At 67.8% G+C, this 15,800-nt stretch carries 15 protein-coding genes; 12 read left to right on the forward strand and 3 right to left on the reverse strand.

The genetic code is table 11. The features are described 5' to 3' along the window. The first annotated feature begins 32 nt into the window (after nucleotides 1–32). The 6 genes from G6N77_RS10010 (at nucleotide 33) to G6N77_RS10035 (ending at nucleotide 5,911) form a co-directional block, all read left to right on the forward strand. Nucleotides 33–641: a GNAT family N-acetyltransferase gene (locus tag G6N77_RS10010; RefSeq protein ID WP_165182021.1), complete on the forward strand. Its 609-nt coding sequence runs from the start codon at nucleotides 33–35 to the stop codon at nucleotides 639–641. Further along, nucleotides 642–1,334 (forward strand): tyrosine-protein phosphatase, encoded by a 693-nt coding sequence (locus tag G6N77_RS10015; protein WP_165182022.1) that lies wholly within the window; start codon nucleotides 642–644, stop codon nucleotides 1,332–1,334. Nucleotides 1,335–1,395: 61 nt separating this feature from the next. Then, entirely contained in the window at nucleotides 1,396–2,007 is a 612-nt protein-coding gene (locus tag G6N77_RS10020) for an RNA polymerase sigma factor (protein ID WP_165182023.1), read from the forward strand. Next, complete coding sequence (locus G6N77_RS10025; RefSeq protein ID WP_165182024.1) at nucleotides 2,004–2,750, forward strand: peptidase M56 family protein; 747 nt, start codon at nucleotides 2,004–2,006, stop codon at nucleotides 2,748–2,750. Before G6N77_RS10020 ends, G6N77_RS10025 begins: the two co-directional genes overlap by 4 nt. Nucleotides 2,751–2,933: 183 nt before the next feature. Next, on the forward strand, nucleotides 2,934–5,264 hold the full coding sequence (gene secA2, locus G6N77_RS10030) for an accessory Sec system translocase SecA2 (RefSeq protein ID WP_165182025.1): 2,331 nt from the start codon (nucleotides 2,934–2,936) through the stop codon (nucleotides 5,262–5,264). An 80-nt stretch (nucleotides 5,265–5,344) separates the two neighbouring features. After that, nucleotides 5,345–5,911: a dihydrofolate reductase family protein gene (locus G6N77_RS10035; protein ID WP_165182026.1), complete on the forward strand. Its 567-nt coding sequence runs from the start codon at nucleotides 5,345–5,347 to the stop codon at nucleotides 5,909–5,911. On the opposite strand, the gene G6N77_RS10040 is transcribed toward G6N77_RS10035, so the two are convergent. Next, complete coding sequence (locus tag G6N77_RS10040) at nucleotides 5,908–6,699, reverse strand: M50 family metallopeptidase (RefSeq protein ID WP_205678181.1); 792 nt, start codon at nucleotides 6,697–6,699, stop codon at nucleotides 5,908–5,910. The two genes, G6N77_RS10035 and G6N77_RS10040, sit on opposite strands and share 4 nt — an antisense overlap. A gap of 215 nt (nucleotides 6,700–6,914) precedes the next feature. Between G6N77_RS10040 and G6N77_RS10045 the strand changes: the two genes are divergently transcribed. The 3 genes from G6N77_RS10045 (at nucleotide 6,915) to G6N77_RS10055 (ending at nucleotide 10,097) form a co-directional block, all read left to right on the forward strand. Beyond that, complete coding sequence (locus G6N77_RS10045) at nucleotides 6,915–7,961, forward strand: NAD-dependent epimerase/dehydratase family protein (RefSeq protein WP_165182027.1); 1,047 nt, start codon at nucleotides 6,915–6,917, stop codon at nucleotides 7,959–7,961. A gap of 164 nt (nucleotides 7,962–8,125) precedes the next feature. Continuing rightward, nucleotides 8,126–9,781, forward strand: coding sequence for an ABC-F family ATP-binding cassette domain-containing protein (locus G6N77_RS10050; RefSeq protein ID WP_165182028.1), 1,656 nt, complete (start codon nucleotides 8,126–8,128; stop codon nucleotides 9,779–9,781). A gap of 10 nt (nucleotides 9,782–9,791) precedes the next feature. Next, nucleotides 9,792–10,097 carry a hypothetical protein gene (locus G6N77_RS10055; RefSeq protein WP_165182029.1) on the forward strand — a complete coding sequence of 102 codons (306 nt, stop codon included), beginning with the start codon at nucleotides 9,792–9,794 and terminating at the stop codon, nucleotides 10,095–10,097. Nucleotides 10,098–10,110: 13 nt separating this feature from the next. On the opposite strand, the gene G6N77_RS10060 is transcribed toward G6N77_RS10055, so the two are convergent. Both G6N77_RS10060 and G6N77_RS10065 read right to left on the reverse strand, forming a co-directional pair. Beyond that, nucleotides 10,111–10,998, reverse strand: a complete 888-nt coding sequence (locus G6N77_RS10060) for a serine protein kinase RIO (protein ID WP_165182030.1) — start codon at nucleotides 10,996–10,998, stop codon at nucleotides 10,111–10,113. A 131-nt stretch (nucleotides 10,999–11,129) separates the two neighbouring features. Beyond that, nucleotides 11,130–11,834, reverse strand: a complete 705-nt coding sequence (locus G6N77_RS10065) for a nicotinamide mononucleotide transporter (protein ID WP_165182031.1) — start codon at nucleotides 11,832–11,834, stop codon at nucleotides 11,130–11,132. 128 nt (nucleotides 11,835–11,962) lie between these two features. Between G6N77_RS10065 and pta the strand changes: the two genes are divergently transcribed. The 3 genes from pta to G6N77_RS10080 are packed head-to-tail and all read left to right on the forward strand — an operon-like array spanning nucleotide 11,963 to nucleotide 15,798. Next, entirely contained in the window at nucleotides 11,963–14,083 is a 2,121-nt protein-coding gene (gene pta, locus G6N77_RS10070; RefSeq protein WP_165182032.1) for a phosphate acetyltransferase, read from the forward strand. Continuing rightward, on the forward strand, nucleotides 14,083–15,225 hold the full coding sequence (locus tag G6N77_RS10075; RefSeq protein WP_165182033.1) for an acetate/propionate family kinase: 1,143 nt from the start codon (nucleotides 14,083–14,085) through the stop codon (nucleotides 15,223–15,225). Before pta ends, G6N77_RS10075 begins: the two co-directional genes overlap by 1 nt. Before the next feature lie 9 nt (nucleotides 15,226–15,234). Then, nucleotides 15,235–15,798 carry a GNAT family N-acetyltransferase gene (locus tag G6N77_RS10080; RefSeq protein WP_165182034.1) on the forward strand — a complete coding sequence of 188 codons (564 nt, stop codon included), beginning with the start codon at nucleotides 15,235–15,237 and terminating at the stop codon, nucleotides 15,796–15,798. The last annotated feature ends 2 nt before the right edge of the window (nucleotides 15,799–15,800 follow it).

Raw genomic sequence — 15,800 nt, forward strand, 5'->3', positions numbered from 1 at the left:
TTTTGCCCCACGGCATCCGCTACTGTTTTTTCATGACAGCAATTGCACCGATAACACTGCGCGGAAAATACGTCACCCTTGAGCCGTTGAGCCAGGACCACCATGACGGCCTGGTTGAAGCAGCGTCCGACGGCGAACTCTGGAACCTCTGGTACACCTCCGTTCCGCGGCCCGAGGGCATGCGGGAGGAGATCGAACGCAGACTGGCCCTGCAGGAATCCGGCATGATGCTGCCGTTCACCACACGCCTGAACGATCCGGCCACGGGGGAACCGGGCAGGGTCGTCGGCATGACGACGTACTGCAACATTGTCCCCGAGCTGCCCCGCCTGGAGATCGGCTACACCTGGAATGCGGCCAGTGTCCAGGGGACGGGCACCAATCCGGACAGCAAGCGCCTGCTCCTGGGGCATGCCTTTGAAACCCTCGGATGCGTGGCCGTTGAATTCAACACCCACTGGATGAACATGCAGTCGCGCACGGCCATTGCCCGGCTCGGCGCCAAGCAGGACGGCGTGCTGCGCTCCCACCGGCGCATGGCCGACGGCTCCCTGCGCGACACGGTTGTCTTCTCCATCCTGGCGAATGAATGGCCGCAGGTGCGCAGCGGCCTTGACCTGCGCGTGGCCAAGAAGCGCTAAATGCCTGCAGCGGAGATTCCCCACTGGGAAGGCGCCGTCAACGCGCGCCTGCTTACCGGGGACATCTACCGGATGGGGCGCAGCGAGTGGCTCACCGAGCGCGGCTGGCGGCAGGTGTTCGACGACGGCGTCCGCACAGTCATCGACCTGCGGAACCCGGGCGAGCGGAAGCGCAGGCCAACCGACCCGGTGGTCGGCGAAGGCGCGATGGCGGGATTTGACGTGGTCAATGCCCCCACGGAGGACCCCGACGACGACGAATACCGTGCGCTGGTCCAGCCGTACATGAACCACCCGCGGCTGTACGCCGACATCCTGCGGCTGTTTCCGGCGCAGGTGGCGGGCGTGTTCAAGGTGCTGGCCGCCGCGCGGGGCAAGGTGGTGATCCACTGTTCCGCTGGCCGGGACAGGACCGGGCTGGTGGCGTCGCTATTGCTGGCTCTCGCCGGACAGGCGGACCGGGCCGCCGGCCAGGACGAGCTCGCGTCACGCGGGATCAACAGCTGGCACCTGGTGGCACCCGTGAAGCACGCCTACGAGCACTACCTGGCGGAGCACGAGCTGGCCGGGGTGGTGGCGGACCGCGAGCAGGCGCTGGCCCGGTTTGTGGACGGGCTGGACGTCCGCGCGTTCCTCCTGGCCAACGGCGTCACGACCGCGGAAATCGACGCCATCGTTGCGAGGTGCCGCTGAGCGGAGCCGGCGGGTGCCGCGGTGCGTGAAACCTTTCGCCACGTCGCGGACAATACAGTGCATGGGGAACATGGAGAGCACCGGCGAAGCTGCCGACTGGGAGCGCAGCCTGAGGGGCGACGGCGAGGCATTTGGCCTGGTCTTTGACCGCCACAACGCGCGCGTCTTTCGCCACGCCTATGGCTTCCTGCACAACCGGCACGACGCCGAGGACGCCACCGCGGCTGCCTTCCTGGAGTTGTGGCGCAGGCGCTCAATAGTCCGGCTAGTCAATGGATCGGTGCTGCCGTGGCTGCTGGTGACCACCACGAATTTGGTGCGGAACCACCAGCGGGCCGCACGGAGGTACCGCGCCTTCCTGGCCGCCCTGTCCCGGGAGGCTGAATCGCCTGACGCTGCCGATGAGGCCCTGGACCTCAACCCCCTTGACGCCATGGAACCCGAGCTGGCCGCGGCCGTGCTGGGGCTGAAACCGGCTGATCGTCAGCTCGTGGCACTCATCGTCGTGGCGGGGTACAGCATCGGCGACGCTGCCGCCCTTCTGGACATCACGCCATCCGCCGCCAAAACCCGGCTGCACAGGGCGCGGCTGAAGCTGCGGGAGGCGATGGCGCCGGAGCCGCCCGACCATGCACTGCCGGGACCGCGCGAACTCGAGGGAGAACTGCCATGAACCAGATCGAAATGGACCGCACATTCCAGGGCGCGTTGCGGGCCGCGCTGGTGGCGCGCGTCGAGTCCTCTCCGGCCCGGGCCAGGCGCCGCCGCGTGTGGACGGGGGCGGGCCTGCTCAGCGGCGTGGGCGTGCTGGGCGGGGTGGCCGCCGCGGCGTCGGGGCTCTGGGTGCCGCCGGGCGCGGACGTGGTCTCCCCGCTCGCGAATCCCGTCACGGTGACGCGGACGGGCCCGGCCACGGTGGAATTGGGTGCGGTGCCTGGCGGGGCAACGGGAGTCTCGCTTTCGCTGACCTGCCTGACGCCCGGCAATTTCATGTTCGACGACGGTGCCTCCGCGCGCTGTTCCGCCGCCGACATTGGCACCCCGTCCGCGACGACCGCGTACCGGCAGGAGCTGGCGCGCGGGCAGCACACCGTGACCATCAAATCCGGCCCCGACGATCAGTGGCGGCTGGAAGCCACGTACGTGAATGCGGCGAGCAGTTCCTGGGGCGTCAATGCCAAGGGAGAAACGTACGGCGTGCAGAACGCCAACGGGTCCCCTGTGCTGATCGCCGTGGTGGCCACCAACGGGGCGGAAGGGTATGTGTACGGCAGGGAGCTGTCCGTGCAGCCGGACTTCAAGTCCCCTGAAGAGGCGTTGGCGTGGCAGTCTGCGCACGCCGGGACGTCCGTGGAAATCCCCGTGTACCGCAGCGACGGCGAGACCAAGGTGGGCGTATTCCGGGTCGGCGGGTAGGAATTGCCGGGCGAGCTTTGGCTGCGATTTGAGCCCTAACTACGAATTGCGGGACCAAATAAGAAGATAGGCCTCTTTCTTCTTCGTTAACTGGATACCGGGGCACTGTGTTGCCGCCCGCTTGGCGCCGCGGGTACGTTGGAAGGACCACCGGCCGGCCAGGCCCCAACGACTCGAGGCACCTTGCGTTTCCCCCAGCAATTCAAGAACTGGCTTTTCAACACCCCTGGTATCGCCGACACTGCGAGGTTCGGCACGCTGGCTGAAAAAGCCGCCGCCCGTGCCGACGCGGCGGCCCCCGAAGCCGGCCTGGCGGAGGCGGGGAACATCCTCCGGCAGATGCGCGGTGACGATTCCCCGAACTGGTCCGGGCAGCCCCTGGAGGACTACCTCTTCGCCGCCCGCATCCTGGCCGAGGAGTCGCTGGGAATGACACTCTTCAATACCCAGCTGCTCGCGGCGGCCACCATGCTCCAGGGCACGGTGGTGGAGATGGACACTGGTGAAGGAAAAACACTGGTGGGCGCGCTGGTGGCGGGCGCCCATGCCCTCACGGGCCGGCGTGTGCACGTGCTGACCGTCAACGATTACTTGGCACAGCGCGACGCCGCCTGGATGGGCCCCTATTTCGACAAGCTGGGTGTCACCGCGGCTTCCGTGACGGCAAACAGCACCCGAGAGGAGAAAAAGCTCGCCTACGGTGCCGACGTGGTGTACGTGTCTGTCAACGAGCTCGGCTTCGACGTGTTGCGGGACCGCAGCCGCACCTCGCCGGAACAAGCCGTTCTGCAGGACTTTGACGTGTGCATCGTTGACGAGATCGACTCGGTGCTGGTGGATGAGGCCGTGGTTCCGCTAGTCCTGGCCGGCCGGGCCCGCACCGAACTGCAGGGCGTGGACGTGGCGGATTTTGTCAGCAGCCTGGACCCGGACACCGACTACACGGTGGAACCGGACCGGCGCAATGTCTCCCTCAGCGACGCCGGCATCAACAAGGCGGAGGCGAGGTGGCCCGGCGTCGAGCTTTATTCCGCGGCAGGCACGCCGCTGTTCTCCTCCATCAACGTTGCCCTGCATGCCCAGGTGCTCCTGGAGCGCGACGTCGACTACATTGTGCGTGACGGACAGGCGCAGATTGTTTCCGATTCACGCGGCCGCGTGGCGCACACCCAGCGCTGGCCGGACGGGCTCCAGGCCGCCGTGGAAACGAAGGAGGGCCTGCACAAAACGGAGCAGGGGGAGGTGCTGGACCAGCTGCTGGTGCGCGACCTCATCAAGCAATTCGCCACCGTCACGGGCATGAGCGGGACCGCCGTGGCCGTGGCCGAGTATCTGCGTACCCATTACCTGCTCGACGCCGGACGCATCCCGCCGCATGTGCCCTCCATCCGGCGCGACCTGCCTGAGCACATCTATGCGACGGCGGAACAACGCGACGCCGCCGTCGTCGAGGCAGTGTCGGCCGCCCACGCCACGGGCCAGCCCGTGCTGTTGGGCACCCACAGCGTCTCTGCCTCCGAACGCTTCGCGGCCGCGCTCACGGCCAGGGACGTGGAATGCCAGGTCCTCAACGCCCGGAATGACGCGCTGGAGGCGGAGGTCATTGCACAGGCAGGCCGGAAAAACGCCGTCACGGTTTCAACGCAAATGGCCGGCCGCGGCACCGACATCCTGCTCGGCGGCAGGGACGCTGGCGCGGGCGAACACCAAGAGGTGGCCGAGCTGGGCGGGCTGCTGGTGGTTATTGCGGGCCGCTTCTATTCGGCCCGGCTGGACGGACAGCTCAAGGGCCGGGCCGGGCGGCAGGGTGATCCAGGCGCCAGTGTGATCTACTCCAGCGTGGAGGATCCGGCCGCCAACGGGCAGGAGGCGCACGGCCTTGAGCTGTCGGCCTCGGTTGCCGGGGACGCTGACGACGACGGCCTGCTCAACCGGGCGGGCATGGACGGGCTCCTGGACCGGGCCCAGCGGCTGGCCGAGCAGGAACGGTTCACGACCCAGGAAAATTCGTGGAAGTACAACGAACTCATCGCCTACCAGCGCCGGGTGGTGCTGGCCGAGCGGGACAGGGTGCTGGCGGAGGACGCTGCGGCGCTGGCCCCTTTTGACGGGGCGGAACGATGGGACGAATTCCGCGCGGCCCTCGGTGACGGGGAGCTGGTTCGTGTTTGCCGCCAGCTCATGCTGTTCCACCTGGATGCGCACTGGAGCGACCACCTGGCGCTCCTCTCCGAACAGCGCGCCGCCATCCACTTACGGGCCCTGGGCCGGCAAAACCCACTGGATGAATTCAGGCGCGAAACCATCCTGGCCTTTGAGGGGTTCCTGGACCGGGCCGCCGACAGTGCACGGGAATCCTTCGACGGCCTGGAACTGGCCGGCGGCACGGTGGACCTGGAGGCGGCGGGCATCCGCCGGGCGTCCTCCACCTGGACCTACGTGGTGAACGAGGACCCCTTTGGCAGCCAGTCGGACGCCATTGTGAAGTGGCTGCTGAAAAAGATGGGCAAATAGGCTCCCGCCCCACGCCGCGAAAGCGAATACTGGAGGGGCGGGCAGGCACTCTGCAACGCCAATGTGAGGGGATGATCGCCGTGGCACAACTCATTTACGCCGCAATCACGTCGCTGGACGGCTACGTCAACGATTCAAGTGGCAACTTTGATTGGAGCGAGCCGGACGAGCAGGTCCACGCCTTCGTCAACGATTTGCAACGCCCCATGGGCACGTACCTGTACGGGCGCCGCCTGTACCAGACCATGAAAGTCTGGGAAACCATGTACGGGCAAACGGACCTGCCCCGCGTGGTGCGCGACTATGCGGAGCTGTGGCACCAGGCGGACAAGGTGGTTTACTCCCGGACATTGCACAAGGCGGAAACGGCCAGGACGCGGATCGAGGCCAACTTTGACCCGGCCGCCGTCCGCCGCATGAAGACGGAGGCGACGGCGGACCTCGCCGTGGGCGGCGCCGAGCTTGCCGGCCAGGCGCTGGCAGCCGGGCTGGTGGACCAGGTCCACCTGTTTCTCTCGCCCGTCATCGTCGGCGGCGGCACCCGTGCACTGCCCCACGACGTCCGGACCGGGCTGGAACTGCTGGACGAGCACACGTTCGGCAACGGCGTGGTCCACGTTCACTACAGGGTTCACAACGGGACTTAACCCAGCAACCCCCACAACAGCCAGGCGGAAAGCGCCGCGCAGCCGGCGATGACCACGGCGAAGCCCGCCAGCCACGCGGCTGACGGGACGCCGGTGGACTGCGCCAGGATCCAGGCATCCGAGGTGGCCAGCTGCCGGCGCCGGGTGGTGTGGACGGCGGCGACCTTGAAGAAGTCGCGCACCGAGCCCACGCCCAGTGCGATGCCCAGGGCCAGCACCACGTAGCTGACACCAAGGGGATCCACCAGCATCACCAGCGCCTGGGCAACAGCGGCGCTGGCCAGCGCCACCAGAATCCCCGTGAAATTGCGCAGGAAAACCAGCGCCGCCAAAAGCACCAGCGCACCCACCGACATGGCCGCCCCGGCCCAGCCTGCCGACACGGACCAGACCAGCACGGCCCCCACCACAGCGGGGGCCGGGTAACCCCAAAACCCGGACCAGGTGGCACTGAAGCCGCGCCGCCCGCTGCTGACCAGCTGGCCGGAATGGTCCAGGCCGATCTTCAGCCCGTGAACGAAGCGGCCGGTCATGAGCGCGGCAAAGGCGTGGCCCAGCTCGTGCACAAACGTCACATACAGCCCGAACCACCGCCACGTGGCGCGCGGAATGCTCAGCACTATGGCCACTGCCACGATGCCCAGCAGCACGACGGCGGGGACCACGGGCGTGCCGGTCCGGATGAATCCGGCCAGCACGGCGTGCCACCAGTCGGAGACGGCGCCTCCCAGCTGGCCTGCGGTTCCCTGTAGTCCTGCAGTTCCCAGCTGTCCGGAGGCAAAAGTCATGATTGCAGACTAAACGATCAATCTGGCAGCCCCGCAACTACCCCCGTTGGCCTCAGCCCCCGGCCCCTGACCGCCCCACCAGACCCTCCCTCACGATCTGGGCTCTTTTCCCAATCCCTCCCTCACAATCCGGGCACTTTTCCCAATCCCTCCCTCACCTGCGCTGAGCGTGAAATCCCTTGCAGGCAAAACCGGCGCAGGGTTGGGTGGACAGCATGGCAAACATCCTGATCCTCGGCGGCACGGCATGGCTGGGCAGCACCATCGCCCGGCTGGCCCTGGACGCCGGCCACCACGTCACCTGCCTGGCCCGCGGGGAAGCCGGCGCTTTCCCGGAAGGGGCCGTCGCCGTCGTGGTTGACAGGGACAAGCCTGACGCCTACCGGCACGTGGCCGCGCAGAAGTGGGACCTGGCTGTGGAACTGACCCGGGTTCCCGCCCATGCCCGGGGCGCCCTTGAAGCGCTTTCACCCCGCACCCGCAACTGGGTTTTCGTGTCGTCCTGCTCGGTGTATGCGGACCAGTCCGCCCCTGGGCAGCGGGAGGACGCCCCCTTGCTCGCCCCGCTCCAGCCCGGAGAGGCGTACGCCTCCGAACTGTACGGCGAGGCCAAGTCGGGGTGCGAGCAATTGACCACGGCAAATCGCGGCGGCAACGCGCTGCTGGTCCGGCCCGGGCTGGTCGGCGGTCCGGGGGACCCCACCGCGCGCAGCAGCTACTGGCCGCTGCGTGTGGCGGACCGCCGTGAGCCGGTCCTGGCGCCGTACCAGGACGGCGGCGGGTACCGGCAGCACGTCCAGCTCGTCGACGTCCGGGACCTGGCGGCCTTCCTGCTTCATGCCGGGCTGGCCGGGCGGACGGGCCCGGTCAACGCAGTGGGGGCTTCGGTGCCGCTGACCGATGCGCTCATCGCGGCGCGTGAGGCGGCCAACACCAACCCGTTGATAGTCCCGTACCCGCTCTCCGCCATGGCGGACGACGGCGTGTCCCCCTGGAGCGGGCCGCGGTCCCTTCCGCTGGTGCTCCCCTCGGGTGACGACTACGCTGGATTCGCCCGGCGATCGGACGCCCGGGCGCTGGACATGGGGCTGGTGCGCAGGCCCCTCGTGGAGACGTTCCGGGACATCATTTCAGCGGAGGAGCCGTGGGCCGGGCGCCAGCTTTCCTCGGGGCTGAGCGGGGAGGGCGAAGCGGAGCTCATTGCGCGCCGCAGGCCTGCCCCGGGAGCTGAGGCGCCGCATGAATCGATTGACGGCCCTTGACAACTCCGCCCCGCCCCGTGCAAGACTGGAAAAGTTCTTATCCCCTCCGTGAGGAAACTCCCTTGAAGATCATGGTCGCCTTCGCCTAATCCGCGCCGCAGCGACGCACGCCTCTGCCACAGGAAAGCGTGCGGCTCCCGGCGCATCCATGCCCAGGGAGAACCATGCCGAACACCCACCCCATTTCGCTGTCCCACGCCACTTTTTCCTGGCCCGACGGCACCCCGGTCTTCACCGACCTCACCACCACTTTCACGGAAGGCCGCACCGGCCTGGTCGGCCCCAACGGGACGGGCAAAACCGCCCTCCTGCGCCTTATCGCCGGGGAACTGGCGGCCGACGGCGGCACGGTGGAAACGTCGTCGGCCGTCAGTTACCTGCCCCAAAAGCTGACCCTGCGCACGGACCAGCCCGTGGCCGAGCTGCTGGGCCTGGCCGACAAGCGCCGCGCCCTGGCCGCCGTCCTGGCAGGACGGGAGGACGGCATGGCAGGGAACCTGGAGGTGGTCGGGGACGACTGGGACATTGAGGAACGCGCCGTTGCGCTGCTGGCCGGCTACGGCCTCCCGGCGTCGGGCCCGGAATTCCTGGACCGCACCGTGGGGACGCTGTCCGGCGGCGAGGCCATGATCGCCGCGCTCGCCGGGCTTGAGCTTGCCGCCCGGCCCATCACCCTCCTGGACGAACCAACAAACAACCTGGACCGTGCCGCCCGCCACCGGCTCTGCCAGGCGGTGGAAAATTGGCGCGGCACCCTGCTCGTGGCCACGCATGACAGGGAACTGCTGCAGCGCGTGGACGCCATCGCCGAGCTCCGGCCCGTCCGCAGCCGTGCGTGGTCGGGGGAGCGGGTGCAGCTCATCAGGCACGGCGGCAACTGGGACGCGTACGCGGCGCAGCGCGGGGCGGAGCAGGAAACCGCCGAGCGCATGGTCCGAGACGCCGGCGCCCGGTTCGCACTGGAAAAGCGCCAGCGCATTGAGGCCGAGACCAAGATTGCCCGCAGCGCCCGGCAGGGCCGAAAGGCGGCCGAGTCCATGCCCAAAATCCTTGCCAACGAGCTGCGCAAGCGTGCCCAGGAGTCGGCCGGCAAGCTGCGCGGCACCATGGGCAGCCGCGAATCCGACGCCGCAGCGGCGCTCGCTGCCGCCCGCGACGCCCTCCAGCCCGATTCCCGCATCAGGATCGGGCTGCCGGGAACCGCGGTGCCCGCGGGCCGGACGGTGCTGGACGCGCCCACCGCCGCGGTTGCCCTGGGCGAGATGTACGACGGCGGCACGCCCCTTTCGCCCCAGGCCCGCCTCACGCTTCGGGGGCCGGAGAGGGTGGCGCTGACGGGGCCCAACGGTGTGGGCAAGACGACGCTGCTGGACGCCCTCCGCCCCCATGCCTCCGTGCCGGTGGGGTATTTGCGCCAGCGCATTGGTGTGGAGGATGACAGGTGGGAGGGGCTCGACGACTCGCTTTCAGTCATTGAAAATGTGCGGGCCGCGGCGCCGGACGCGGCGCTGGGGGTGGTTCGCGAGCAGCTGGCGCGCTTTCACTTCCGCGGCACGCTGGTGGACCAGGCCGTGGGGGAGCTGTCTGGGGGCGAACGCTTCCGCGTGGCCCTGGCCAGGATCCTGCTGGCGCAACCGGTCCCGCAATTGTTGTTCCTGGACGAGCCCACGAACAACCTGGACCTGGCCTCCATCGAGCAGCTGGTCTCCGCACTGGCCGACTTCCAGGGTGCACTGGTCGTTTCCAGCCATGACAGCGCCTTCCTCAGGGAATTGAAGCCGGACCGGGAATGGGAGCTGCGGCGGCCAACCCCTCTATAGGCTGGGGTGTGTGATCGAACCAACAGGAACCACCCGCCGATTCCAGCTGACCCTGCGCAAGCCCTGGCACAGGCTGGGGCCCAAGCCGACCGTCGTCGTCAATGGCGTGGGGCAGCCCGCCCAGTGGGGCACCCGGAACTGGAAAGTACCCGGGGACGGTGCCGCCGTCGTGACAATCTTCCTGTTCAACAGGCTCTGGAAGTTTGGCGAGGTGGAATTCGTGGCGGAGCCCGGAGCCTCGGCGCCACTGGTGTATTCAGCACCCTGGCTGCCGTTCGGCCCCGGGAGGATCCGGTCGGCCCCGGGTTCCGACTGATTCGAAAACGCCCTCACCAGGCGGAAGCGAGCAGCCCACCCAGCAGTTCGCCGTCGTCGACCTCCAGCCCGCGGGAGGTGAACCAGGCGCACATGTTGCGGCAGTCCCGGGCCAGCAGCTCAGCGCCCTGCAGGTTGCCGGCCAGGTCCACCAGCTGCGGCAGGTCGATGACCACCAGGCGGTCGCCTGCGGCCAGCAGGTTGTAGGGGGACAGGTCGCCGTGGGCAAAGCCCATCCGGGCAAATGCCGTCATGGCGACCACCAACTGCTCCCAGTAGGACTGCAAACGTTCCGGACCGGGATTGACAGACTGCAGGCGCGGTGCTCCCACCCCCGGATTTTCCGGGTCCTCGATGAACTCCATCATGATCTCCGTGCCGCAAATCTGGACCGGATATGGCACAGCTATGCCAGCTTCGAAGGCCATGCGAAGGTAGCTCCACTCGGCGTCGGCCCAGCGGCCCGCCTCCACCTCACGGCCATAGCTGCTGCCGGTTTTGAGGGCCCGGGCGTCCCGTGAGCGCCGCACGGACCTGCCCTCGGTGTAGGCATCGGCGCGGCGAAATAGCCTTTGCTCGGCGGAGCGGTAGCGCTTGGCCGCCAAAAGCACGCCCCGGGAATCCGCGGCGCGTTCGACAAGAAAAACGTCCGCCTCCTTGCCCGTTTTCAGGACGCCCAGCTCGGTGTCGACGGCGGCGGCATCCTCGATGAGCCAGTCCGGGTAGGGCTGCGGGCCCCGCATAAGTTTTTCCAAACCGGGCCAGGTGGACCAGCGCTGGTTGTCGGCGAGGGAATCGTCCAGGACGTTCCAGTTTGAGGCGCGGAGCATGGCTTCGCGGGAACGCCGACGGGTGGTGTTTGAGGTTTTTTCGAAGTGCTGTTGGTCAGCAGAATACTTCATGGGTGAATCGACTCCTGTGGAAGGACAAGCGAATGTTTTGGGCGCGGAAGGCTGCGCGAGCAATCATTGGGTCCTCCTTGGAGTCGATTCGAATATTCCACGGCCATCTGACCACGGCACAGCCGGTCCTGTCAACGACTTCCTGACACGGCCCGGAACCGCCCCCACACCACAAAGCCATACAAGGCCAGCACGGCCTGGGCCATGAAGAGAAAAACCAGCACGGAGCCCTGCGTAGCTGCTGCAACTCCCAGCAGTGAGACGAGGGACGACACCGCGACCAGCAACCACGCCCAGCGCGAGCGCCGCGCCAGCCCCGCGAGGCCGCCCACAAGGAGCCCGATGCAGAACCCGGAGAGCAGGAGCTGCGCCAAGGGGAGGCCGGCCAGGCTGCGGGACGCCGCCAGAACCCGCTCCAGCACCACCAGCGGAAGGACGTAGCAGACGGCGTACAGCAGCGCGACAAGTGCGGGCGCCACCAGATCACGGGGGCGGAAAGTCCGCAACGCGATTCTGCGGACCAGGGGCCCATTGGCGGGTGCCCGCCAGAACCGGGACAGCCCGTAAATGCTGGCGCCAACGCCCACCAGCGATGTCAGGGACACCGATACGCCATAGGCGAGCAGCTCCGGGGCAGAGCCAAAGAGAGCATAGGGCAGCGTGAGCATTGCCCCCGGAATTTCCAGCGCAAATGATCCCATGGCGAGCCACCAACCCACCTCGTTGCGCCGCGCCAAAAATGCCTCTGACGCGCACATAATGAGTACCCCGAGGATTTTCAGCACCAAGGAAAATGCCTGCAGCGGGTTGAAAATGGGGCCGAACAGGATATCCATCACCCCACTCTATGTGGGCCCCGGCGACTTCCGGCGAGGTCCCCACGGTGATCCCTGCCGCAATATGGCCCGCAGCGGTGCGCACCGTGCTTGGATGGAATCAGACGCTCGAAAGGCGGTTCACAGCCATGGCCCGTGGAATATATGTCAGTGCCACCACACCCGGATCCGGCAAGACACTTGTGTCGCTGGGCCTGGCCGATGCCCTGCACCGGCATGCGGACAGGATCGGCTTCTTCCGCCCCATCACCTCGGCCCCCGACGCCGAAGCGGACCCCACGGTGGCGCTGCTGCGCCGCATGTACAAGCTCGACGCCGGCGTGTGCCGCAGCGCCATGACCGGCGCAGAGGCCCGGGCGCTGTTGGCGGCCGGCCGCCGCGAGGAAATTGACGCCCGCTGCGTGGAAATTTACAGCCAGATCGCCAAGAACGCCGACGTGGTCATCGTTGAGGGCACGGACCTCACCGGCCAGGACGCCGCCGTCGAATTTGACCTCAACGCCCGCCTGGCAAACAACCTGGGCCTGCCTGTCCTGGCCGTGATTGGTGCCCGCGGGCTGACGGCGGAGGAGACTGCCGACGCCGTGGATGTGGCCCGCAAGGAACTGGTCGCCGAAAACTGTTCGCTGCTGGCCATGATGGTCAACCGGGCTGAACCGGACAAAGTGGAGGCCATCAAGGCCGCCGTGCGCCCCGGGGCCAGCCACCGCCCCGTTTACGTCATTCCCGAGATCGAGGAGATTTCCCGTCCCACCGTGGCGGAGGTGGCCGCCAACCTGGGCCTGCGCCAGATTGCCGGGAGTTCCGAGCTGGAGCGGGACGTGCACGCCATCAAGGTGGCCGCCATGACAGTGGGGAATTTCCTGAACCTGCTGGAGCCCAACGACCTGGTGATTGTCCCGGGGGACCGGGCCGACGTCATGGTGGCGTCCCTGGCCTCCGCCTTCTCCCCTGAATTTCCTGTCCCAAGCGGCATGATCCTCACCGGCGGGCTTCCCCCGGACCCGCACGTGCTGCCTTTCCTGGCCCATGCCCCGTTCCCTGTTTTCGCGCACGACGACGACACGTACAGCACCGCCCGCACCGTCAGCGGGGTGCGCAGCGAGATCCACTCCGGCCAGCGCCGCAAGGTTGCCGCCGCAATGGGCGCCTGGGCCCGCAACGTGGACGAGGCCGAACTTTTGGAGCGTGTCTCCCTGCCGCGGCCGGCCACCATGACACCCCTGCGGTTCCTGCACGAGCTCATTGAGCGGGCCCGCAGCGAACGCAAGCACATTGTGCTGCCTGAAGGCGGTGATGTCCGCGTGCTCAGGGCAGCGGAGATCCTGTTCCGCCGCGATGTCTGCGAGCTGACGCTGCTGGGCAAGAGGTCAGCCATCGAGGAGCTCGCCGCGGCCCACGGCGTGGAATTGGGCGGCATTGCCGTGGTGAACCCGGAAACGTCACCGCTGCGCGAGGAGTTTGCCGTGGAGTACCAGCGCCTGCGGGCGCACAAGGGCGTGGACCTGGCCCGTGCCCGGGAAGTCATGGCGGACGGCTCCTACTTTGGCACCATGATGGTCCAGCGGGGCGAAGTGGACGGCATGGTCTCCGGCGCCGCCCACACCACGGCCAACACCATCCGGCCGGCGCTGGAATTTGTGAAGACCCGCCCCGGCGTCAGCATTGTCTCCTCCGTGTTCCTGATGCTGCTGGCGGACCGGGTGCTGGTCTACGGCGACTGCGCGGTGAACCCCGAACCCAATGAGGAACAGCTGGCGGACATTGCCATTGCCTCGGCGGCAACTGCCGCACAGTTTGGGGTGGAGCCGCGCATCGCCATGCTCTCGTACTCCACGGGGGGCTCCGGTGCCGGATCGGCCGTCGAGCAGGTGCGCCGCGCCACCGAGCTGGTGCGCAGCGCCCGTCCCGACCTGGCCGTGGAGGGCCCCATCCAGTACGACGCCGCCGTGGACGCCTCGATTGCCGCCTCCAAGATGCCGGCGTCGGAGGTGGCCGGGCAGGCAACCGTGTTCATTTTCCCGGACCTGAACACGGGCAACAACACGTACAAGGCAGTGCAACAGTCCTCCGGCGCCGTTGCCGTGGGGCCCGTGCTGCAGGGGCTGAACAAGCCCATCAACGACCTCTCCCGCGGCTGCACCGTGGAGGACATTGTGAACACGGTGGCCATCACCGCCATCCAGGCCCAGGTTTCGGCAAGCCCAACCACCGAACGCACCGAAACCACCGAACGCAAGGAACCCTAATGCGCGTGCTCGTCATCAATTCCGGCTCGTCCTCCCTCAAGTACCAGGTGCGTGACACCACCACCGATGAGATCCAGGCGAGCGGGCTGATCGAGCGCATCGGCGAGGGTGGCGGCGGCCCCGCCAACCACGGCGTGGCCATGGACCAGGTGGCGGCGGGGCTGGAAGGAATCCTGGCGCAGAAGCCGCTGGACGCCGTCGGCCATCGGGTGGTGCACGGCGGGGAGCGATTCAGCGAGCCTGTGCTCATCAACAATGAAATCACCCGGTCCATTGAGCGGCTGAACCCGCTGGCGCCACTGCACAACCCGGCCAACGTGCTGGGCATCCGCGCCATCACGGCGAAGTGGCCGGCGCTGCCCCAGGTGGCCGTCTTTGACACCGCGTTTCACCGGACCCTGCCCGAGTACGCGTGGCGCTACGCCGTGCCGGACTCGCTCTACCGGCAGTACGGGATCCGGCGGTACGGCTTCCATGGAACCTCGCACGAATTTGTCATGGGCCGGGCCGCGGAGCTGCTGGGCATTCCGGTCCCGGACTTCAATGCTGTGGTGGCCCACCTGGGCAACGGGGTCTCGCTGACCGCCGTCCGGGGCGGGGCCAGCGTGGACACCTCAATGGGATTCACGCCTCTCGAAGGGCTGGTGATGGGCACGCGCAGCGGCGACCTGGACCCGTCCATCCTGATTTTCCTGCAGCGCCAGGGCCTGTCCGCCGATGAGATTGACACCTTGCTCAACCGCGATTCCGGGCTCAAGGCGCTCGCCGGCAACAACGACATGCGGGCCATCGTGGAGGCTGCCGAGGCCGGGGATGCGCACGCCCGGCTGGCCCTGGACATCACCTCCTACCGGCTGGCGAAGTACATTGGCGGCTACCATGTTGCCGTGGGCGGCGCGCAGGCGCTGGTGTTTACGGCCGGGATTGGCGAGAACTCGGCGGCGTTCCGTGCCCTGGTGGTGGACCGGCTGGGTGCCTTGGGCCTGAAGCTCGACGCCGTTGCCAACCTTGAGCGGTCCGGCTCGCCGCGGGTGGTCAGCACCCCCGAATCGGCTTTCCCCGTCCTGGTGGTCCCCACGGATGAGGAGCGCGCCATCGCGGAGGCGACGGCCGCCGTCGTGCTCGGAACGGAGCAGCGGTAGGCTCTTTGCATGGTTGAAATTCCGTACCCGCTCACCACTGAACGCCTGGTCCTGCGCCAATTCACGCCGGCCGACCTGGAGCCCTACTACGCCTACCAGCGCCTGCCTGAGACCGCCCGCTACCTCCTGGGCGGGCCGCGCAGCTACGTGCAGTGCATGGCGCGCATTGCCAAGTACATCGAGGACCCGTTTGCCGGTCCGGGGGACTGGGCCACCTTTGCCGTGGAACGTGCGGGGCAGCCGGGCCTGGTGGGGGAGCTGGCGCTGAAATGGAACTCCGGCGGCAAGCCGGACAACGGCGTGGGGCCGGAACTGTTGGGGGAAATCGGCTGGACGCTGGCACCCGAGGTGAGGGGGCAGGGGTACGCCACGGAGGGTGCCCGGGCCGTGCTGGACCTGGCCATGGACACGCTGGGATTCCACCGCGTGGAGGCCCGCCTGGACGCCCGCAATTCCGCCTCCGCTGCCATTTGCGAGCGGCTCGGCATGCGCCGGGAGGGCGTGCTGCGCGACAACATGTACCTCAAGGGCGAATGGACGTCCGAGGCCATTTACTCCGTGGTGCGGTCGTAGGG

It is taken from the genome of Arthrobacter silviterrae (assembly GCF_011045165.1).
Lineage (GTDB): Bacteria > Actinomycetota > Actinomycetes > Actinomycetales > Micrococcaceae > Specibacter > Specibacter silviterrae.